This window comes from Aestuariispira insulae, from assembly GCF_003385955.1.
GTDB classification, from domain to species: Bacteria; Pseudomonadota; Alphaproteobacteria; order UBA8366; family Aestuariispiraceae; genus Aestuariispira; species Aestuariispira insulae.
The window spans coordinates 52,159-71,074 of the sequence record NZ_QRDW01000010.1 but is presented as its reverse complement, the minus strand read 5'-3'; the positions used below and the strand labels follow the sequence as shown (position 1 = coordinate 71,074).

Annotated in this window: 22 protein-coding genes; 13 read left to right on the top strand and 9 right to left on the bottom strand. The window is 55.6% G+C overall.

Going from position 1 to position 18,916, the window contains the following annotated elements:
* Window positions 1–68: 68 nt before the first annotated feature.
* Both DFP90_RS18440 and DFP90_RS18435 read left to right on the top strand, forming a co-directional pair.
* Window positions 69–1,520, top strand: coding sequence for a TrkH family potassium uptake protein (locus DFP90_RS18440; RefSeq protein ID WP_115938138.1), 1,452 nt, complete (start codon window positions 69–71; stop codon window positions 1,518–1,520).
* Between the two features lie 55 nt (window positions 1,521–1,575).
* Entirely contained in the window at window positions 1,576–2,310 is a 735-nt protein-coding gene (locus tag DFP90_RS18435) for a substrate-binding periplasmic protein (RefSeq protein WP_115938136.1), read from the top strand.
* Between the two features lie 48 nt (window positions 2,311–2,358).
* Here DFP90_RS18435 and DFP90_RS18430 read toward each other — a convergent pair whose 3' ends face one another.
* From DFP90_RS18430 to DFP90_RS18420, 3 genes are read right to left on the bottom strand one after another with little or no spacing between them, the layout of a single operon-like run.
* A complete protein-coding gene (locus DFP90_RS18430) occupies window positions 2,359–2,727 on the bottom strand; it encodes a RidA family protein (RefSeq protein WP_115938134.1) in 369 nt (122 codons plus the stop codon).
* Between the two features lie 2 nt (window positions 2,728–2,729).
* Window positions 2,730–2,963: a DUF2798 domain-containing protein gene (locus DFP90_RS18425; RefSeq protein ID WP_115938132.1), complete on the bottom strand. Its 234-nt coding sequence runs from the start codon at window positions 2,961–2,963 to the stop codon at window positions 2,730–2,732.
* Complete coding sequence (locus DFP90_RS18420) at window positions 2,960–3,268, bottom strand: putative quinol monooxygenase (protein WP_115938130.1); 309 nt, start codon at window positions 3,266–3,268, stop codon at window positions 2,960–2,962. Before DFP90_RS18420 ends, DFP90_RS18425 begins: the two co-directional genes overlap by 4 nt.
* A 100-nt stretch (window positions 3,269–3,368) precedes the next feature.
* Here DFP90_RS18420 and DFP90_RS18415 point away from each other — a divergent pair, with 100 nt between their 5' ends.
* A complete protein-coding gene (locus tag DFP90_RS18415) occupies window positions 3,369–4,283 on the top strand; it encodes a LysR family transcriptional regulator (RefSeq protein WP_115938128.1) in 915 nt (304 codons plus the stop codon).
* Here the strand turns inward: DFP90_RS18415 and DFP90_RS18410 are convergent.
* Together DFP90_RS18410 and DFP90_RS18405 are read right to left on the bottom strand one after the other, a co-directional pair.
* Complete coding sequence (locus DFP90_RS18410) at window positions 4,280–4,633, bottom strand: hypothetical protein (protein WP_115938126.1); 354 nt, start codon at window positions 4,631–4,633, stop codon at window positions 4,280–4,282. The genes DFP90_RS18415 and DFP90_RS18410 overlap by 4 nt on opposite strands.
* 60 nt (window positions 4,634–4,693) lie before the next feature.
* Window positions 4,694–5,725, bottom strand: a complete 1,032-nt coding sequence (locus DFP90_RS18405) for a class I SAM-dependent methyltransferase (RefSeq protein WP_115938124.1) — start codon at window positions 5,723–5,725, stop codon at window positions 4,694–4,696.
* 163 nt (window positions 5,726–5,888) lie between these two features.
* On the opposite strand from DFP90_RS18405, the gene fosX reads away from it, so the two are divergent.
* The 4 genes from fosX (at window position 5,889) to DFP90_RS18385 (ending at window position 8,437) form a co-directional block, all read left to right on the top strand.
* Window positions 5,889–6,299: a FosX/FosE/FosI family fosfomycin resistance hydrolase gene (fosX, locus tag DFP90_RS18400; protein ID WP_115938122.1), complete on the top strand. Its 411-nt coding sequence runs from the start codon at window positions 5,889–5,891 to the stop codon at window positions 6,297–6,299.
* A gap of 98 nt (window positions 6,300–6,397) precedes the next feature.
* Window positions 6,398–6,976 carry a LemA family protein gene (locus DFP90_RS18395; RefSeq protein ID WP_115938120.1) on the top strand — a complete coding sequence of 193 codons (579 nt, stop codon included), beginning with the start codon at window positions 6,398–6,400 and terminating at the stop codon, window positions 6,974–6,976.
* A 16-nt stretch (window positions 6,977–6,992) separates the two neighbouring features.
* Entirely contained in the window at window positions 6,993–7,961 is a 969-nt protein-coding gene (locus tag DFP90_RS18390; RefSeq protein ID WP_115938118.1) for a DUF3137 domain-containing protein, read from the top strand.
* Between the two features lie 11 nt (window positions 7,962–7,972).
* Entirely contained in the window at window positions 7,973–8,437 is a 465-nt protein-coding gene (locus DFP90_RS18385; RefSeq protein ID WP_115938116.1) for an NUDIX hydrolase, read from the top strand.
* 6 nt (window positions 8,438–8,443) lie between these two features.
* On the opposite strand, the gene DFP90_RS18380 is transcribed toward DFP90_RS18385, so the two are convergent.
* From DFP90_RS18380 to DFP90_RS18370, 3 genes are read right to left on the bottom strand one after another with little or no spacing between them, the layout of a single operon-like run.
* On the bottom strand, window positions 8,444–9,244 hold the full coding sequence (locus DFP90_RS18380; RefSeq protein WP_115938114.1) for a substrate-binding periplasmic protein: 801 nt from the start codon (window positions 9,242–9,244) through the stop codon (window positions 8,444–8,446).
* 35 nt (window positions 9,245–9,279) lie between these two features.
* Entirely contained in the window at window positions 9,280–10,653 is a 1,374-nt protein-coding gene (locus DFP90_RS18375; protein ID WP_115938112.1) for a glutamate--cysteine ligase, read from the bottom strand.
* A 21-nt stretch (window positions 10,654–10,674) separates the two neighbouring features.
* The gene (locus DFP90_RS18370) at window positions 10,675–11,445 is read right to left on the bottom strand and encodes a 16S rRNA (uracil(1498)-N(3))-methyltransferase (RefSeq protein ID WP_115938110.1); all 771 of its coding nucleotides are present in this window, start codon (window positions 11,443–11,445) and stop codon (window positions 10,675–10,677) included.
* A 124-nt stretch (window positions 11,446–11,569) separates the two neighbouring features.
* Here DFP90_RS18370 and ubiA point away from each other — a divergent pair, with 124 nt between their 5' ends.
* From ubiA to DFP90_RS18340, 6 genes are all read left to right on the top strand, one after another.
* A complete protein-coding gene (gene ubiA, locus DFP90_RS18365; RefSeq protein ID WP_115938108.1) occupies window positions 11,570–12,487 on the top strand; it encodes a 4-hydroxybenzoate octaprenyltransferase in 918 nt (305 codons plus the stop codon).
* Window position 12,488: 1 nt separating this feature from the next.
* Window positions 12,489–13,160: a class I SAM-dependent methyltransferase gene (locus DFP90_RS18360; RefSeq protein WP_115938106.1), complete on the top strand. Its 672-nt coding sequence runs from the start codon at window positions 12,489–12,491 to the stop codon at window positions 13,158–13,160.
* A gap of 125 nt (window positions 13,161–13,285) precedes the next feature.
* Window positions 13,286–14,287, top strand: coding sequence for a tetratricopeptide repeat protein (locus DFP90_RS18355; RefSeq protein WP_147301057.1), 1,002 nt, complete (start codon window positions 13,286–13,288; stop codon window positions 14,285–14,287).
* A 126-nt stretch (window positions 14,288–14,413) separates the two neighbouring features.
* A complete protein-coding gene (gene iadA / locus DFP90_RS18350) occupies window positions 14,414–15,583 on the top strand; it encodes a beta-aspartyl-peptidase (RefSeq protein WP_115938102.1) in 1,170 nt (389 codons plus the stop codon).
* A 76-nt stretch (window positions 15,584–15,659) separates the two neighbouring features.
* Window positions 15,660–16,712, top strand: coding sequence for a 2OG-Fe(II) oxygenase (locus DFP90_RS18345; RefSeq protein ID WP_115938100.1), 1,053 nt, complete (start codon window positions 15,660–15,662; stop codon window positions 16,710–16,712).
* Window positions 16,713–16,718: 6 nt separating this feature from the next.
* A complete protein-coding gene (locus tag DFP90_RS18340; protein WP_115938097.1) occupies window positions 16,719–17,213 on the top strand; it encodes a GNAT family N-acetyltransferase in 495 nt (164 codons plus the stop codon).
* A 6-nt stretch (window positions 17,214–17,219) separates the two neighbouring features.
* Here DFP90_RS18340 and DFP90_RS18335 read toward each other — a convergent pair whose 3' ends face one another.
* Complete coding sequence (locus DFP90_RS18335) at window positions 17,220–18,893, bottom strand: adenylate/guanylate cyclase domain-containing protein (RefSeq protein ID WP_115938095.1); 1,674 nt, start codon at window positions 18,891–18,893, stop codon at window positions 17,220–17,222.
* Window positions 18,894–18,916: the final 23 nt, after the last annotated feature.

Below are 18,916 nucleotides of genomic sequence, written 5' to 3'. Positions count from 1 at the left end.
CATGGTTCCCGCCCGAGAAGAATTCTGGCAAGTTTGGCAGTGGGATAAACAACCGGGGCAGGCGGTTTTTGCAGGATTTTCGTCCAATTTTCTTTGTGCTTGGCATTTTGCTGAGCATGCTGGCAGTCTCGATGCTGCTGCCGGCGGCGGTGGATGCTGCCGTCAATAATGATGATTGGCAGGTCTTCGCGCTTTCCGCCGGTTTCACCTTGTTTGTCGGGGTCAGCTGCATTCTGGCGACCCGCACCGAAGCGGCGATGCTCAACATCCGCCAGGCCTTTGTGATGACCACGGGCGCCTGGGTCACTCTGCCGGCGTTTGCGGCCCTGCCGCTCGCCTTTGCCGATCTTAATCTCTCATACACGGACGCATATTTCGAGGCCATGTCAGGTCTGTCTACCACGGGCTCAACGGTGATGGTGGGCCTGGATTATGTGCCGCCCGGGATTTTGCTTTGGCGCTCGATCCTGCAATGGCTGGGCGGGATCGGGATTGTGGTGATGGCGATTTCCGTGCTGCCGATCCTGCAGGTCGGTGGTATGCAGCTCTTCCGCATGGAATTTTCCGATCGTGTGGAAAAAGCGCTGCCGCGTGCGGCTCAGATCGGCGGCTGGATCTCCTTTATTTACCTGGCGCTGACCCTGACCTGCGCAACGCTTTATTGGATGGTCGGCATGTCCGGCTTTGACGCTATCAACCATGCCATGACCACCGTTGCGACCGGCGGCTTTTCCACCCATGATTTGTCCCTGGGCTGGTTCAAGGATCTCCGGGTGGAAATGATAGCGATCGTCTTTATGATTCTGGGATCGCTGCCCTTTCTTCTCTATTTGCAGGTGATACGGGCCAATTGGCGGCCGCTGTTCAAGGATACCCAGGTGCGCTGGTTCATCAGTTTTCTTGGGATCGCGGTGATTGGCTCGGCCCATCTGATGGCACTTCATCAGGATATAGGTTTCTGGGAGGCGCTGCGCAAAACCAGCTTCAATGTCACATCAATCATGACCGGCACCGGCTATGCGACGGATTATAGTTTTTATTCCTGGGGTGATTTTGCCCAGCCGATGATTTTTGCCCTGATGTTTGTCGGCGGCTGCGCCGGGTCCACCACCTGTGGTATCAAGATTTTCCGCTTTCAAGTTCTGTTCGAGACCGCGCGGGTCCAGTTAAAAAGCCTGCTGCAGCCCCATGGCGTGTTTATCGCTTATTATAACCGCCGCCCGATCCCGGAATCGGTTTCCGAATCCGTCATGGCCTTCTTCTTTATGTTCGCAATCTCCTTTGCCGTGCTGGCGGCGGCTCTTGGTGCGTTAGGGCTGGATTTCATCACTGCAACCAGCGCGGCGGCCACTGCCATTGCCAATGTGGGGCCTGGTCTTGGGCCCCAGGTCGGCCCAGCTGGTAATTTCGCCCAGCTTTCCGACCCGGCCAAATGGGTCATGTCGGCGGGCATGCTGCTAGGGCGGCTTGAGATTTTCACCGTGATCATTCTATTTACCGCCACTTTCTGGCGGCGCTGATCAGCAATTGCCCGGAACCGGGAGATCGGATTACTATCGGTCCAGGAGGACTCCAATGATCCGACCCATTTTGCTGGCCTTGGTTTTATTGTCGGTCATAAACCCAACCCGGGCCGATGGCCGACCGGTGCATGTGGTGACGCTGGAATTTCCACCCTATGTCAGTGAAAACCTTCCCCAGAAAGGCTGGGCCTGGGAGGTTTGCGCGACGATTCTGAAAGAAGCGGGATATGAACCGCATCTTCAGATCCTGCCGTGGGCGCGTGCGTTAGCCCTGACCCGTGATGGTAAGGCGGACGCCCTTTATCTGGCCAATATCAACGAAGAACGGCGGCAATGGGCGGTTTTCACAGATCCCGTCGGGGAAGAGGTGAGTGTTCCCTTTGGACGAATAGATCTTAAGGCAGGCCAGGATCTTCTTACCCTGCGCGGGACGCGCGTCGGTGGTTTGCGCGGTGCCCATGTGCTCAAGATCCTGTCGGGCCAGGGGGTGGAGATTTATCCTGTTATAACCCTTGAGCAGGGGTTTCGCATGGTGCTGGTCGGGCGGTTGGATATGCTGGTGACCGACCGGTATGTGGGCATGCATCTGCTTCAGACCGGCATGCCGCCTCAATATCACCAAAACATCGTTCCCCTGGATATCGCGATTGACAGTAATCAACTGCATCTGGCGATCAGCCGCAAAGCGCCGGATCATGATCGGTTGCAAGAGGATTTCAATATGGGGTTGGCTGAGTTGCGCGCATCCGGCCGGTACCAGGCTATCCTGGGCCATCACGGATTCTAGCCGTGAAAGCCGGGGCTGAGCGATGGCCCAGCCCCTTTGTGTGGATGTTTAGAGCGCAAAGACAGCTTCAATCTCTATTTTCAGATCCGGCGAGAACAATCCGGTAATTTGAACCAGGCTGCTTGCCGGCGGAATTCCCGGATAAGCCTTCCGCAGAAAGTCGCGTAAAGGCTCGATCTCGGCCAAATCCGTGACAAAGATCGTCACTTTGACAAGATCCGCCAGAGACCTCTTCTGATCACGGGCAATCTGTTCCAGCTGTTGGAAAATTGCCCGTGCCTGCACGGAAATGGATTTGCTTTGGGCATCGGTACCAAAGGCGGTGAAGCCGGATGTGAACAGAAATCCGTTATGGCAGACAGCATGAGAATAGGGGCCGACCGGCAGCCCCAGGTTTTTCAAATTGAGATGTTCCATGCTCAGGCCTGTTCCGCAGCAGCGCCAATTTGCATGAGCCACCGGCTGAGTTTTTGAACACTGGGACCGATCACAAAAGCAATCACGGTTGCCGGTGGCCAGCCCATCTTGAACGCCTCGAACCAGCGGAATGGAAAATCGGAAACAAAGCCGAGATTGATCCAGGTGATCCAGCCGGACATGGCGGAGCTGAGGAATAGGGCCATCAGAATGGAGTTGATGATCCGGAATTTCATAACGCAGCCTCCTCGTTGATTTTCAACTTGCCCAGTTTTTCGATATAGACGACCTGTGTCAGGTCCTGCGCCAGATAGGCTTGGGTGTGGGCGGCGGCAAAATGGGCGTCCAGTGCGGATTGGTCGGTCCAGCATTCCCAGAGCGTGAAACGTCCGGGGGTGTCGTTATCCTGAAAAATCTCGAACTGCAGGCATCCTTTCTCGCTGATCGTGTGATGGCGCAATTGATCCAGCTCTATTCTCGCGCTTTTCAATTTGGCCGGGTCTGTCACTTCGATGCCGGCGCTGATCCAAAGGGGGTGCATCTTGATCCTCATTTCTGTGTTGAATAGGGGATCTGAATGATATTTATTTCCAGAAACGGAATATATATCGAAGGATGGAAGTTAAAATTCCATATTTGCAATGTATGATGATCTGGCGCTTTTTGTGAATATTGTCCGGCATCGCGGGCTTGGCGCAGCGGCCAATCAGCTGAATTTGCCACCCGCGACAGTGACAAGGCGTTTGGCGAAGCTGGAAGACAGCCTGGGATGTCGCCTGATCCATCGCTCGGCCAGGCGTTTTGAACTCACCACAGAGGGGGAGGCCTATTTTGCCGCCTATGCGGATCTGCTGGATCAGATGGAGACGCAATCCAGGCGCTTGAGCCGGGACATGCATCAACTGGCCGGGCGGTTAAAGGTCGCAGCGCCGACCAACCTTTCCCAGGGCATTTTAATGGACATGTGGTCGGCTTTCCTTGGAACGCAGCCGGATATCCAGCTGGAACTGGTGCTCAGCAACCATATCCATGATTTGGAAGCAGCCCAGATTGATCTGGCGATACGGATCGGGCCGCTCAGCGATTCCCAGCTGACCTGTAAGAAACTTGGGGTGATATCCTGTATTCTGGTGGCGTCGCCGGATTATCTGTCAAAACGGGGCACACCGGAGACCCTTGAGGATCTTTCCGGCCATCAGGTGATCTTTAGCCGCCTTCTGACCCGCTGGCATCTCAGGCAACAGGATACGGGACAGCAACAGATCGTGCACCCGACATCCAGGGTAGTGGTTGATGATATGTATATGGCGGTGAAGCTGGCGGCGGATGGCCATGGTCTCCTGATGATGCCGGTTTCAGAAGGCGCGGAGGATATGCGCCGAAACCGGTTGCGACGGATTCTGCCGGATTGGCAGGGACCGGACCGGGAAATTCATGCGGTATGGCCGACCGGGCGATTGCTGACCGCGCGAGCAAGATGCTTTCTGGATAAGATGGAGCGCTATTTTTCCAGCCAGCCGATTCTGAACGGTCAGATACCGGCTTTGCCGGACTAACGGCTTTTCCGGGCCTTGAAATGCAAATGGAACTGGCTGGCAATCATATAGCTGATGAAAAAAGCAATGGCAGCAAGGATGGACAGATCTTGTGTGTTTCCCCTGATTTCCCAAATCACCCTATTTTCGATCAAGAGCCAAAATCTTAGCATATGTATGGCCAACAGGATAAAGAACAGGGAACCCAGATTTGGCATGAAACGGCCAAGGAGTGCGAGCAACAGCAGATCAATCGATAGCGCTAGCAGAAAAGCTAGGATCGTGTATCCGCTCAATAACGGATGCATCCAAAAGACAATGGATTCCGCCCCGACGATTATGAGCAGAACCAACCAGTTTCGCCATGCCATGTCTTCTATTCCCCCGCTGATCTTTGACGGGCGGCAAATTCCATCAGTGTTTGGAATCTGTCAACATGGTTTGCGGAACACCCATCCGGTGGAGAAAAAGGCGCGCTCCCTGGTTAATTTCTCAAAGCCGGCCTTTTTGAAAAGTCCGTCAATATCATCCCGGATGTAATCGGCGTAATAAGGTTCGTGAAAAGCGATCGGGAAGCGGTCCAACAGGGCGTCATAGGGTTGATGATCTCCGATCTGGATCGAATCCATAAAGACCAGTTGCCCGCCGGGTTTCAGGACCCGGATCATTTCCGCGGCCGCCAGTCGCCGGATATCGGCGGGCAATTCATGAAACAGATAGATGCAGGTAATCAAATCCTGGCTTTCATCTTCCAGGGGAAGATCCTCTGCCATACCCGTGAGAAACTGGGTCTTGCCCTGGCGGCCCTGCTGTCGATTTGCATGGGTGATGTAATCGGCGCTGAGATCAATGCCGGTTAAGGCGAGGCCGGGCCAGTTGCGCTGGACCTCCCGCAGATAGCGGCCGGTGCCACAGGCAATATCGCAGAGCCGCATGCCCATGCCGGATTGACCCGACAGCGCCCGTCGAATGGCGGGCAGGGTCTGGCGGCGCATGACGTCGGCCCCGCCGACAAACAGAACCTCTACTTGGAAATCATAAATCTCTGCGGAATCCTCACTCAGCCAGCCATCGGTCTGGAAATGGAAATTCTGAAGGAAATAATCCGGATAGCCCTGACCAGCCACATCGGGCTTCAACTCTTTAGCCAATCCCAGGCGGCGGCGCTGGTTGATGGCCGGCAGATCGCGCAGATAGCGCAGTGATTGCCGCGCCAGCGCCAGTGGGTTGGGGACCATATCGGCAGGCGGTCGGTATTCGCCCCGTTCGATCTGGGTCCAGTCCCGCTCGTTCAATGCGTTAAGGTCGGCCAGGATCACTTCCCATCCTGGCATGCTGCCCGGTTGGGGAAGCGGTGCATTGGAGGGCGGGGCCAGGAATTGGGCCAGCGCATAGTGGCCGCCATACCAGTTGGTCCTGGCCTTTGCGGACAGATGATACAGGGCTTTGGTCAGATTCAGCATGATGCATTCCCGCCTTTTTTCCCGCTGTCACCCTTCAGTTTACCAGTTTTTCCGCCCTGGCAAAGCCTGCCACGCATCTGCCATAAAATACTCATATTCCTGCAAGAAAAGCTGGATACATACGCCCTCAAAAAAACAGACCTATCTTATTGGAGTATCAGGAATGATCGAAGGTTTGAGCCATATGACTTTCATTGTGCGCGACCTGGACAAGATGGCGCGCATTCTCACTGAGATCCTCGGCGGTGTGGAAGTCTATGACAGTGGCGAAGACAGTTTTTCCATTGCGGCGGAACGATTCTTCGATGTGAACGGGTTATGGATCGCCATCCAGGAAGGCGATCCGCTTTATGAACGCAGCTATAACCATGTGGCCTTCAAGGTGAAGCCTGGGGATATGGATGCCTGTCGCAAGAAGATCGAGGCGCTTGGCCTGGATATCCGTGCCCCGCGTCCCCGGATCGAGGGCGAAGGCCAGTCCATTTATTTCCATGATTACGACAATCACCTGTTTGAGCTGCATTCCGGCACCCTGAATGAACGGCTGCGCAGTTATGCCCAGGCCGCCGAATAACCCGTTTTATCGCCGGTTTTCAGTTGGCGGACTGGGATTGGCCGTCTAAAATACGGGCTGTCAGTTGGTTTATTATCCGCGGGGGGAAAAACGGGGCTATGAGTGAAACCACCATCGTCATGCTGGTGATTGGTGCCGTTCTGGTCGGCGGCTATATCTGGTATATTTCCCTGATCGGGCGCCGGAATAAGGCGCTGGAGGCTTTGTCTTCCATCGATGTGCAATTACGCAAGCGCCATGACCTGTTGCCCAATATCCTAAAGCTGGCCAGCCGTTTCATGAAGCATGAGCGCGAATTGCTGGACCGCTTGACCGCATTGCGGGCCAAAGCCCAGCAGGATTACCATCCCCAGGATCCGGATGCGGTTCAGAACCATCTGCAATCCGAATCCGAGCTGCAATCCGGCATTCTGCAGTTTTTTGCCGTGGCGGAAAATTATCCGGAATTGAAATCCCACGAAACCATCGTCCGCGCACAGGATACCTTCGCGGAAGTGGAGGGGCATATCTCGGCGGCCAGGCGGTTTTACAATTCTGCTGTCACTGATCTGAATAATGCGGTCCAGATCTTTCCCGGCAGCATGATCGCCACGATGACCGGGGTTAAAACCATGCCTTATTTCGAGATTGAGGAAGCCGCCCGCAAACCGGTGGACGCCTCGGCCTATCTGGACTGAGTGACGCACGATTTCAATGATATTCGACGAATCCCATCCGCGCCTGAAGGGCTTTAACGAATATTTCCGTCGTGAGATCGAACCGGCCCTGACAGAGATGGAGGGCGCGCGCCGTTCGGCCTTGCGGCAGGGCCAGATTGCGATCGCCGTTTTGGCGGTTCCGGCGGCCTATCTCTTGTTCCGGGCTTGGCAGATGCACGGGGACGGGGATTGGCAGGGCTGGCTGTTTGGTGGCCTTGCCTGCTTGGCGGCGGGTGTGGGTTTTGGTTATTACCAGATTTCCAAGGTTAAAAGCGGTTTTGACACCCATGTGGCCGGTTCGATTTGCCGTTTTCTGGAACTGGATTATACCAGACAGTGCCGCTTCAGCCCGCTGGCCCGGTTCCGGGAACTGTCATTGATTCCGTCCTATGACAAATCGGACCTGGAAGACGAGATATCCGGTCGGATCGGTGATATTGAACTGCATCTGGTCGAGGCACGCCTGCAGGACAAGCGCACCACTACCGACAGCAAGGGCAACAGGAAAACCAGTTACCACACGGTTTTTAGAGGGCTGTTGGCGGAGTTTACCTTTCCCAAGCGCGTGAAGGCGCGCACCATCATCACCCAGGACAGCGGCAAGATTTTCAACAAATTCAAATCCTGGGGCATTCAGGGGGACCGGGTCTCCCTGGAAGATCCAGAATTCGAACGCATTTTTGAAGTTTTCTCCTCGGATCAGGTGGAGGCCCGCTATCTGCTCACCCCGCGTTTCATGGAACGCCTGGTGGATCTCAGCCGCCATTTCGACCGCGGCCTGCAACTGGCCTTTGACCAGGATCGCCTGTATCTGGCAGGGCCCAAGCGCGAGAATATGTTCGAGGCCGGGTCTGTCTTTTCCGATCTTACCGACACAAAATATGTGGCTGAGACCCTGGCGGAGATCCGCATTATCCTGGACATTATCGATATTTTGAACCTGGAGAGCACAAGCAAGGTCTGAGGGGGAATCTCATGTCCAACGGCACCAATGTGGCCTGTGATGCGGTTGCTGTGATTGTCCTGCGTGCTGACCGGAAAGTGCTATTGCTGAAACGTTCGGCAGGCTTTCTAAAGGGGGCTTGGGCACAAGTGACCGGTCGGCCGGATGGGGATGAAACCCTGTGGCAGGCGGCGCTGCGGGAATTGCATGAGGAGACCGCACTGGTGCCGGAATGTCTGTATACGGCCGACTATTGCGATCATTTTTATAATCCGGCCGAGGACAGGGTTGAAATTGTCCCGTTATTTGTCGCGAATGTCCCTGTTGAGGCTGAAATTTCCCTGAATAGGGAACATACGGATTACCGGTGGGTTACGTTCGATGAGGCGGATGATCTGTTGCCGTTCAACGGCCATCGCCAAGCGGTAAAAAAACTGCATGAAGATTTAAAGCATGGAGAGTTGCCTTCCTGGCGCCGGATTTGGTCTGGAAACTGAACGTGGCTAATATTGGATACGGGTGTGGGCCTCGAGAATCCGACCTGCGGTGCCATCTTGCTGCAAGTCAATGATCGCTTCATTGATGCTGACAGACAGTTGCTGGGCGCGCGGTGATGTTCTTGAAATCAGCAAGTGGAACGTAATGGGTTTGATCTGACGCAGCGGTTCCAAAATAACATTTTCAGGAACGGACCAATCTTCAATCTGTGCCAATCCCCGGACCACGCCAATGCTGACCAGGCCCAGATCGCATCTCGCATGAGACACTCTGTTCAGGATTTCCCGGTAGGACCGGTTGGAACTGCTGACTTGGGCCGGGGTCAGGTCATACATGGCGATGTTATAGCCGCTTGGTGCACAGAGATGGAATTTGCGCAGCTTTTCCAAGCGATCGATTTTTGGGCCGTTGGGAAAACGCGCCAGCGTGAAAGCAACGCCATAGCGTGTCTGATATAGCGGGGTGGAGGCGTAATAAAGTTTGGCGCGCTCCTTGTTATAGGAGGCGTTGGCGACAATTTCATACCGGCCCAGATCAGCGAAATTCGCCACCTGATACATGCAGCGGTTCCAGGGCAGCAGATCGTAACTGTATTTCAGGCCGATGCGGTCGAATATTGCTGCGACAAGCTCTGCCGTCGCGCCTTGTATCCTTGTCTTGTCAATGCCGTCTGCTGTTCGCGCATAATAGGTGTAGGGCGGCCATTCGGCCTGGTCGTCACAAATCGCGACCGGATCACCGGCAAAGACAGGTTTGGCCGCCAGGACAACCAGCAGGCAGAAGCATTTCCAGAATGGGTGTCTCATGGCTCCATAGTAAGCGAACCATGCTAAAATAATCCTTAATAGCTGAAGGCGTCATAGATGCGGCTGATATCGCCCATCCATTCCTTTTCGTAGATCTCAATCAGCTCATCAGCATTGGTGCGTCCGGTTTCCACGATATCCTGCAGTGGGTTAAGGAAATGCTCTTCCGTGTCACCATCACTGTTCAACTTGCCACGCCGCTTCAGGCCGCCGCGGGCAATCTCCAGGATTTCGCGTGAAATCTCCCGGATGGTCCGGCCCCTGATTTCCGCATCCAATGCCTTGGCCGGGGCGTCATCCCGCAATTTGGCCATTTCCTCGACCGTCCAGTCGGCAATCAAGGCTTCCGCCTCATTCAGGGCTTGAGAATCATAGAGCAGCCCGACCCAAAAGGCGGGCAGGGCACAGAGATTGCGCCAGGGGCCGCCATCAGCCCCGCGCATTTCAATGAAGCTTTTCAGGCGCACTTCGGGGAAGGCCGTTGTCAGGTGGTCTTCCCAGTCAGTCATGGTCGGGATCTGGCCTTCGAAGCCTGCCAGCTCACCTTTCATATAACTGCGGAAGCTCTTGCCCGACACATCCAGATAATCGTTGCCGCGATGAATGAAATACATCGGCACATCCAGCATGTAATCGACCCAGCGCTCAAATCCAAAACCCTCATCAAAAACAAAGGGCAGCATGCCGCAACGGTCAGGATCGGTATCGGTCCAGACATGGCTGCGCAGGCTTTTCAAGCCGGACAGTTTGCCTTCCTTGAAGGGCGAGTTGGCAAAAAGTGCGGTGGCGATTGGCTGCAAGGCAACGGAAACACGCATTTTGCGGATCATGTCGGCTTCGGAATCGAAATCCAGGTTTACCTGCACGGTGCAGGTGCGGATCATCATATCCAGGCCCATGCTGCCTTTTTTGGGCATGTATTCCCGCATGATTTTGTAGCGGCCCTTGGGCATCCAGGTGATGTCGTCACGTGCCCATTGCGGATCAAAGCCGAGGCCGATCATGCCGGCCCCCATATTGTCGCAAATCTCTTTGGTCAGCTTCAGATGCCGGTTCACTTCTGAACAGGTCTGGTGGATGGTTTCCAGAGGCGCGCCGGACAGTTCAAACTGGCCGCCCGGTTCCAGGCTGATGGAAGCACCGGTCTCTCCGCATTTGAGCGCGATGATATGCTCGCCTTCCATGACCGGCTCCCAACCGGCCCCTTCGCCGATGGCTTCCAGCAGGGCCTTGATGCCCGGTGTGTCGAAATAGGGCAGACGTTTGTGATTGTTCAGATCATAGACAAACTTTTCATGCTCGGTGCCGATCCGCCATTGATCCTTCGGCTTGCAGCCTTTGGCGAGGGAGTGGATCAACTGATCCTTTGAGGTGATCAGTTCCTGGTCCTTGGATGAGGCAGCCGCCATGGCAGTATCCCCTAATATGTTTTAATCCGTTACACCCTGCCGATGCGGCGGGCGGTCCGCCCAATCCCCGCAAATCGACTGCCAGCAAGCCAGCGCGGCAAGCGCCGCGGTTTCCGCCCGCAAGATACGCGGCCCCAAGCTTACCGGCGTAATAAAGGAACGATCATTCAAAAATGCAAGTTCCTTTTCCGTGAAGCCGCCTTCCGGTCCTATCAGAATGGCAGCGGGCCGGTCCATTTGATGGGCGGCAAACACTTTTGACACCGCGTCAGCAATGCCGGCCTCGGCACAGACGTAGAGCAGGCGTTCTTCGTTCCAGTCGGATAGGAAGGTGGTCAGTTTTTGTATCTCTGTCACTTCCGGCACATCAAGGCGCTCGCATTGCTCGGCCGCTTCGATTGCCGTGGCATGGGCGCGGTCCTGTTTCAGCCGCTCCGTATTGGTGCGCTGGGTCAAGACAGGCACGATCCGGCTTGCGCCCAGTTCTGTTGCCTTCTGGATCACCAGATCGGTCGCTGAGCGTTTGAGCGGTGAAAAAAGCAGCCATAGATCAGGCGAGGCTGCCTGGTCCCTCAGCTTCCGTTCCAGGCTGACCGAGGCCCAGCCCTTGCCAACCCCGTCTATCGAGCCCAGCCATTCGCCATCCTCGCCATTGAACAGAGTCACCGGATCACCGGCCTGAAGGCGTAACACCGAACGTAGATAATGGGCCTGATTGCTGGAACAGCCGACCACTGCCCCTTCTTTCAAGGCTTCGGTTACATAAAGGCGGGTCTTGGAAATGATATTCATGGGGTGTTTTTCAGGACTCTCTTGGCCGCGGCGCTGTGATTGGGTAATACCAAGCGGTAATGAGCAACAATAGCTGAGCCGCCTTTCCAGGTACAGGCGGTTTGAGTTGAAGGCGAGGGAAATCATGCGTCAGGATGCAAGTGACATCCCCCAGGGGAGCTGGGTGAATAGCGTCTTGCCCGGGGGGCTGCAACCCTATGCGCGGCTGGCCAGGCTCGATCGACCGATCGGCACCTGGCTGCTGCTGCTGCCTTGTTGGTGGGGATTGGCGCTGGCCAATGCGGATCATCCGGCACTCGCTCTTCCAAGCCCCTGGTATATCCTGTTGTTTGCCATTGGCGCGCTGGTGATGCGCGGGGCGGGCTGCACGTGGAACGATATCACGGACCGGGATTTCGACGGCAAGGTGGCGCGTACCGCCACCCGACCGATCCCGGCGGGTGAGGTCACGGTCAGGCAGGCCCTGGTTTTCCTGGCCGTGCAACTGCTGATCGGCCTGGCGATTCTCTGGCAGTTTAATGATTTCACCCGGATGGTCGGGGCCTCGGCCCTGCTGCTGGTGATGGCCTATCCATTCATGAAGCGGGTGACCTATTGGCCGCAGGCCTGGCTGGGCCTGACTTTTAACTGGGGTGCGCTGGTCGGCTGGACCTCAATGAAACAGGAATTGTCCCTGGCGCCCCTGTTGCTTTATGCGGCGGGTTTTTTCTGGACCCTTGGCTATGACACGATCTACGCCCATCAGGATAAGGAAGATGATGCCCTGGTCGGGGTGAAATCAACGGCTCTGCGCTTAGGGGCGGCAACCGGTCGGTGGCTGATCGGGTTTTATAGCCTCACCATTATCCTGATTGCAGCCAGCGCCTATCTGGCGGGCCTTGCCGTGTGGTTCTGGCCGCTGCTGGCGGTTGCGGCGATCCATCTGGCCTGGCAGATCCGACGGCTCGATATTGATGATCCCGATCTTTGCCTGCGCCTGTTCAAATCCAACCGGGATTTTGGTTTCATCATTTTTGCGGGCCTGCTGGCCGGAGGAATCTAACATGTACGCTATCCAACCTGGCGATTTTGAAACCACCGTTATGGAAAATACCAGGCTCGACAGCCCACGCCTGCTGCCGGAAATCCGGCTGCATCTGGCGATGGAGGACCTGCCCATCTGGCGCATGGGCGAGGATGAGCTTTACGAGATGGGCTGGACCACGCCTTTCTGGGCCTTTGCCTGGGCCGGTGGCCAGGCCCTAAGCCGGTATCTGTTGGAAAACCCGGAGGCGGTCCGGGGCAAACGAGTGCTGGATTTCGGGGCCGGGTCCGGCATGGTGGCAATCGCGGCGGTCAAGGCCGGAGCCTGGGATGTGACCGCGGCGGATATTGATCCTTTGGCGGCTGAGGTAATGCGCATGAATGCAGAGGCCAATGACGTCTATTTCGACATCACCACCGAAGACCTGGTCGGCCAGGAAAGCCAGTGGGATGTGGTCCTGGTCGGGGATGTTTGTTACGACAAGGAGATTGCTGATACGGTGATCCCCTGGATCCATGACATGGCGAAAAACGGCACCGATATCCTGGTCGGTGATCCGGGCCGGTTTTACCTGCCGAAACTGGGCCTGCGCCAGATCGCCAAATATCATGCGCCCACCACATCGATCATGGAAGACAGCGATTTGCGCAATGCCCAGGTCTGGGTGGTTGATCCATCAACCGCGCCCTAATTCTGCCATTCTTTGCTGTTTCAAACAGGCAACAGCAATTTCAATTGTCTTTAGGGGGAAAAATGAAAGCGTTTGTAGCGTTGATTAGTGCGGGCCTTTTTTTGTCCGCATGCGAAAGCAATCGATTGGCTGAGCTGAATCAGGCATGTCGTGATGGATTGGAAGCTCAAAATGACGGTCGTCATCAACTGGCTTTTGATCATTTCTCCGATTGCCTGGAACATGCGGGAACTTCGGATCTAAATCGCCGCATTGCCCATCGCAATATCGGTGTTTCACTTGGGTATCTAAATCAGAATGAAAAGGCAGGACCGCATTTCATTGAGGCCCATAAGATCAAAGAAACTGAGGTTGAGTTGATCAACCTGTCTTCCTATTACTTCGGTCAGGAAGAGTTTAAAAAGGCGGTTCCTTTATTTGACAGGCTTGTTGCGATCCAACCGATGGATCTGAGAGTCCGCTATGCCCGTGCGATCAGCAATGAAAGTATCGGCAATCTTGAGGTGGCGCGGGACGATATCCGTTTCGTCTACGAAAATGGCGGTGACGTTGGCAATTTGAAATTGATGATGGACCGGCTGGATCTTTCGGAGGTTTATCGCAGCCAGCCGTCGCCGGCGCAAAAGGGATTGGAAATCTCCTTGCCTGAAGGCTTCAAGACCAACTGGATTCATGCCAATGACCGGGAGGTTTTATGGGAATATTTGCCCCAGGACCAGACCACCGATAACTGGCGGGAAATGATTACAATTCGTAAGCTGGCGCGCCCTGAGCCTATTGATGAGTATCTGGTTGTTGCGGAAACAGGACTGCTGGACCGGTCGATGGCGGCGTATGTTGAACATTGCGGGGGGTATGTTTTTGGCAGTATCGCACCGCGCATTGAGAAACAATCAACGAATAGGATCGCCTATTGCACGGATCGGGATTTGGCGAAGGTGCCAGAGAAAATCCATGCCCGGCGTAACAGCATATTTGCTTTCAAGATCCTGGCGTCTACGGAAGCGCTCTATCTGGTTAGTTATGAATGGCAGGATGATAAAAAGAAGCCGAACTTTGTCCGTGAGGCCGGCTTGATCGATAAAACAGTTAAGCCTCTGTTTTCAAGCGCAGTGGTTGTCCGCTGATCAATGGGCAACTAATACGGCGCTCTCTTGGGAGCGGATTGCCAATTGAGGCACTGAGGAGAGTGAAATATATCAGTGAGGCGGGCAGGGGCCTGCTTGGAATATTCATTTTGATAGGTTGAAGTCATGTCCGTGATGCTGTTGATCAGAGGCGCTGACGTTTATGCGCCGGACTTTCTGGGTTCCAAGGATGTCTTGGTGGCCGGGGGCAAGATCATTGCCATTGAAGGCAAGATCAATGCGCCTGAAGACCTTGATTGCCGGGTTATTGATGCCAACGGTCTGAAACTCACCCCGGGCCTGGTGGATGTGCATGTGCATATCGCCGGTGGCGGCGGTGATGGCGGACCTGCGACACGGACCCCGGAAGTGCAGTTGCAGCAGCTGGTGGCGGGCGGCACGACCACGGCGGTGGGCTGTATCGGTACTGATGGCCATACCCGCACAACAGCCTCCCTGGTGATGAAGGCAAAAGCGATCCGGGAGCAGGGCTTGTCCGCCTGGGTCTATACCGGGTCTTATCAGGTGCCGGCCCCGACCTTGACCGGGGAGGTGGCGCAGGATCTGGCGCTTATCGATGAAATCATCGGGGTGGGGGAAACCGCCATCGCCGATATCCGCTCTTCCTCGCCGACCCTGACCGAGCTGGTCAAGCTGGGCAAGGCGACGCTGGTAGGCGGCCTCTTGGGTTCAAAAGCCGGTGTCATCCATCTGCATATGGGCAATGCGGATAATCCGTTTGAGCTGATCTACCGGGCGGCTGAGGAAAGCGATCTGCCGATTTCGAAATTCTATCCGACTCATGTGAACCGCAATCCCCGCATCATCAAGGAAGCGGTGGCGCTGGCAAAACAGATCCCGGTGGATATTACGGCTGCCACCATGCCGGGTGAGTTGGAAACAACCCATGTGGCACCGGGCGAAGCGGTGAGAACCCTGCTAGAAGGCGGGGCGCCGATCGAGCATATCACTATGAGTTCGGATGGCTGTGGCTCCCTGCCTGATTACGATGGGGACGGCAATCTGATCGGGATCAAGATGGGCCTGCCTGCCGCCCTGTTCGCCAATATCCGTCAGATGGTGCGGGAGGATGTGCTGCCCCTGGACCAGGCGTTGAAACTGGTGACCAGCAACCCGGCCCGGGTTCTGAAACTCGACGGCAAAGGCGGGATCGCGGTTGGCAAGGATGCCGATTTCCTGTTGCTGGACGCGGATTTGAACCTGCAATGGGTCTTTGCCGCAGGTGAAAGCTGGATGGAAGACGGAGCCATTGTCCGCAAGGGCAATTTCGAATAACCATCTTCTTGCTGGGGCATGCGGCTTTCTCTAGTCTCTGCGCATGAGATTGCGATCATCCGAATAGTGAAAAGATATGGCCAAATCCGCTCAACCCGTTTTACCTAAACCTCTGCCCGGTGACCGGGTGCTTGATTTTGGCGGTCACCGGCCGGGCCGGACCATGATGCATTATTATGTGGATGTGATCGGGCTGCCGACCCTGCTGGCCTTCAAACGATCTAGCAAGCTCAAGGAATTTCGTGCCAGGTTGGAAGAATTGCTGGTGATTCCGGACGCCCAGGTCTTTGCGCTGGTGCGCAACGAATCCGAATTTGAGAAGCTGGCGGATCTGGAAACAGCCCATCCAACCTTGAAACTGGGCATTGATCAGGACGGCGAGGCGGAAGCGCGGCTTGGCATGTCGGGCAGCGCACCGCAGCTTTATGTCACGGATCCCAATTCCAGGCTGCTGGCGGACATGCCGCTCAATGCCAAGGATCTGGCCCATCAGGTCCAGGCGTTGGTTGGAGGCAGTATGACCAGCCTGCAAACCGGATTTCCACCTGTCCTGACGATTCCGCGGGTTCTGGATCCGGATTGGTGCCAAAAATTGATCGACCTCTGGGCGACCGATAACCGGCAGTCGGGCCATTATGCCAATCAGGGCGGGACTTATGTTGAAGTGCAGGATGCCAATGTGAAAGTGCGCCGGGATCACGGAATCTCTGATCCGAAGATCCAGCAGGAATTGATCCACATCCTTTCGCGCCGGGTGTTTCCGGAAGTGGCCAAGGCGCTGGCCAATGATTTGCGCTATTTCGAGGAATTGAAGATCTGCCGCTATGATGGCGAAAGCTCGGGCCATTTCCGCCCGCATCGGGATAATCTGAGCAAAGCCGCCGCCCATCGGCGTTTTGCCATGACATTATGTTTGAATGAGGATTATGACGGCGGCCAACTGCGCTTTCCCGAATACACCCATGCTCCGATCAAGCCCCGCGCCGGGGAGGCAGCGGTTTTCAGCTGTTCCATGCTGCATGAAGTGTTGCCTGTATCCGCGGGTGAACGCTTTGTCCTGCTGGCCTTTATCTTCGGTGAACCGGAGATGCAGATGATCCGCCAGCGCGGCGGCACCTTTAAGGGCTGATCCGGGATGCTGAGGCCACTCACCCCTGCTGATGCAGCTATTTACCGGCGCAACCGCCTGAGGGCGCGCAAAGATGAGCCGCAGGCCTTTGGAGCCGATTATGCGGAAGAAGCCAGGAAACCGCTCGATTTCTTCATCCGGCGTCTCAGCCCGGGCGCAGATTGGCTCACGCTTGGCTATTGGGAGCTGGATGACTTGATTGCATCGGGCATCCTGATGCGCCAGGAAAAGAAAAAATGCCGGCACAAGGCCAGTATATTCGGTGTTTATGTCAGCCCACATGCAAGAGGGCGCGGCCTCTCCCGGATCCTGATGAATGGCCTGATGGAGCAAGCCGGCGCAATGGGGGTTAGTCATCTTTATCTGACTGTCACGGCAGAGAATGAGGCTGCAAAAGGGCTCTATGAAAGCCTTGGTTTTGAGGCCTATGGCCGTGAACCGGCAGCCCTGAAAGTGGGCGATCGCCTGATTGACGAAGTTTTAATGGCGAAAGTGCTGTAGCAAAGGTTATTTCTCCTGCAATTCCCAAACACCATCCCAGTCTGCCTCTGGCGGTTTTGCTTGCAGTTGTGCAGTCCTGAATAGGAAAACCTGAGCCACCGGGTCGTCTGGATCTTGTGCCAGAACCTGCTCAAACGCGGCGTTGGCACCGGTCCAGTCCTGGCGGCGGTAAGCGGCCAGCGCATGACTGAGATCCGGGCGCAGGAGATCCGGCTCAAACAGTTCGTAAACACGGGTCGGGGCCGATTTCCCCTTTACCTTGATCAAGTCCAGTTCCCGGCCCTTGAAGCGATCCAAAGCCAGTTCCCGGGTGCGATTGCTCGCCATGATCCGGGTGCCGTAAACCTTGTTGGCTCCTTCCAAACGCGCGCCCAGATTGACCGGGTCACCGATCACGGAATATTTCTTGCTGGCAAGCGAGCCGATATTACCGGCAATCATCTCGCCCGTTGAAATGCCGATCCGCATGTCGAGATCCAGATGATCGGCACGCGCGCCCAGTTTTTCCCGAACCTGGTCCCGGAATGACTGGAATTGAAGGATGGCATCCCTGGCGGCGTCACAGGCAAGGGCTGCATGTTCGTCCGGCTTTGTGAAAGGCGGCCCCCAGAACGCCATGACCGCATCGCCCAGGAAATCGTTGATCACGCCATTTCGGTTGGAAACCGCTTGGGTCATGCTGGACAGGAACAGGTTGATTACATCCAAAAGCTCTGGCGGCTCCAGATTTTCCGACAAGGTGGTATAGCCTTTCAGGTCAATGAACATAACCGTCATTTCCTGGCGCGTGCCGCCCATGCGTGCGAATTCCGGATTTTCCAGAAGCCTGGAAACAATGCGTGGATCCATATATTTTCCGAACATGTCCTTGATCCGTTCCTTCAGCCGCAAACCGTCGACCATATCGTTGAAGGAAAGGCCCAGCCGGCCGATTTCATCGCGGGAAAGCGGCGGGACCTCGGTATCCAGGTTGCCTTCTTCAACCGCTTCGGCGGCGCGCACGAGTATCCGGACATTCCGGACCAGGATATAAGTGACCAGAGAGGAAAAGCCGATCCCCAGGATCACTGCCAATCCGGTGAGGCCGCTGTTGAAATAGAGCAGGAACCTTTCATCCCGATCTGACCGTTTGACCGCATCTTCGGCAATTTTCTCCATATATTCCCGAAGCGCGGCCACTTCCTGGTCAACGGCATTTTGTTCCTGGTTGAAATCCACCAGCAAGGCATGGAAACGTTCCGAATCCTTGTTGGCATGCAGCCGCACCAGCTCCAGCCCGTCCCGTTGCAGCTTGCGATATTCGCCTTCAACCCGTTTCAGGGCCTTGTGCAGCTCAAAAATGCCGGGCGGGGGATTGGCGCTTTGCTCCTCGCGTTCGAACAACTCGAAATTCTCTTTGAAGTCGTGATCAATCTCGGCGCCCAATTCCTTAATCCGGTCAAGGGAGTCAGCCGGATCCCCGGGCAGGGCAAACAGGCGCTGGATCAACAGCCCCTGTTCCAGGATACGCACGTTCAATTCGCCAATTTCATTGGAAAGCGGCAACTGCTTGTAAGCGATATTGTTCAATTCGGCGCTGATCCGCGCCGTCAGGCGACCGGATAGCACGGCAACGCAGATCATCAAGACCAGGATTACCACGGCAATGCCGAAGATCTTATGGGCGATATTCAGGCGCATGGCTTCCTATCCCTCGAATTCAC

What these genes read in the sequence shown, in the direction of transcription:
- DFP90_RS18380 (WP_115938114.1), bottom strand. Translation starts at nt 9,244, where the DNA reads ATGAGACACCCATTCTGGAAATGCTTCTGCCTGCTGGTTGTCCTGGCG.
- DFP90_RS18375 (WP_115938112.1), bottom strand. Translation starts at nt 10,653, where the DNA reads ATGGCGGCTGCCTCATCCAAGGACCAGGAACTGATCACCTCAAAGGAT.
- DFP90_RS18335 (WP_115938095.1), bottom strand. Translation starts at nt 18,893, where the DNA reads ATGCGCCTGAATATCGCCCATAAGATCTTCGGCATTGCCGTGGTAATC.
- DFP90_RS18370 (WP_115938110.1), bottom strand. Translation starts at nt 11,445, where the DNA reads ATGAATATCATTTCCAAGACCCGCCTTTATGTAACCGAAGCCTTGAAA.
- ubiA (WP_115938108.1), top strand. Translation starts at nt 11,570, where the DNA reads ATGCGTCAGGATGCAAGTGACATCCCCCAGGGGAGCTGGGTGAATAGC.
- DFP90_RS18340 (WP_115938097.1), top strand. Translation starts at nt 16,719, where the DNA reads ATGCTGAGGCCACTCACCCCTGCTGATGCAGCTATTTACCGGCGCAAC.
- DFP90_RS18405 (WP_115938124.1), bottom strand. Translation starts at nt 5,725, where the DNA reads ATGCTGAATCTGACCAAAGCCCTGTATCATCTGTCCGCAAAGGCCAGG.
- DFP90_RS18345 (WP_115938100.1), top strand. Translation starts at nt 15,660, where the DNA reads ATGGCCAAATCCGCTCAACCCGTTTTACCTAAACCTCTGCCCGGTGAC.
- DFP90_RS18390 (WP_115938118.1), top strand. Translation starts at nt 6,993, where the DNA reads ATGATATTCGACGAATCCCATCCGCGCCTGAAGGGCTTTAACGAATAT.
- DFP90_RS18415 (WP_115938128.1), top strand. Translation starts at nt 3,369, where the DNA reads ATGTATGATGATCTGGCGCTTTTTGTGAATATTGTCCGGCATCGCGGG.
- DFP90_RS18435 (WP_115938136.1), top strand. Translation starts at nt 1,576, where the DNA reads ATGATCCGACCCATTTTGCTGGCCTTGGTTTTATTGTCGGTCATAAAC.
- DFP90_RS18360 (WP_115938106.1), top strand. Translation starts at nt 12,489, where the DNA reads ATGTACGCTATCCAACCTGGCGATTTTGAAACCACCGTTATGGAAAAT.
- iadA (WP_115938102.1), top strand. Translation starts at nt 14,414, where the DNA reads ATGTCCGTGATGCTGTTGATCAGAGGCGCTGACGTTTATGCGCCGGAC.
- DFP90_RS18395 (WP_115938120.1), top strand. Translation starts at nt 6,398, where the DNA reads ATGAGTGAAACCACCATCGTCATGCTGGTGATTGGTGCCGTTCTGGTC.
- DFP90_RS18410 (WP_115938126.1), bottom strand. Translation starts at nt 4,633, where the DNA reads ATGGCATGGCGAAACTGGTTGGTTCTGCTCATAATCGTCGGGGCGGAA.
- DFP90_RS18385 (WP_115938116.1), top strand. Translation starts at nt 7,973, where the DNA reads ATGTCCAACGGCACCAATGTGGCCTGTGATGCGGTTGCTGTGATTGTC.
- DFP90_RS18430 (WP_115938134.1), bottom strand. Translation starts at nt 2,727, where the DNA reads ATGGAACATCTCAATTTGAAAAACCTGGGGCTGCCGGTCGGCCCCTAT.
- DFP90_RS18425 (WP_115938132.1), bottom strand. Translation starts at nt 2,963, where the DNA reads ATGAAATTCCGGATCATCAACTCCATTCTGATGGCCCTATTCCTCAGC.
- fosX (WP_115938122.1), top strand. Translation starts at nt 5,889, where the DNA reads ATGATCGAAGGTTTGAGCCATATGACTTTCATTGTGCGCGACCTGGAC.
- DFP90_RS18420 (WP_115938130.1), bottom strand. Translation starts at nt 3,268, where the DNA reads ATGCACCCCCTTTGGATCAGCGCCGGCATCGAAGTGACAGACCCGGCC.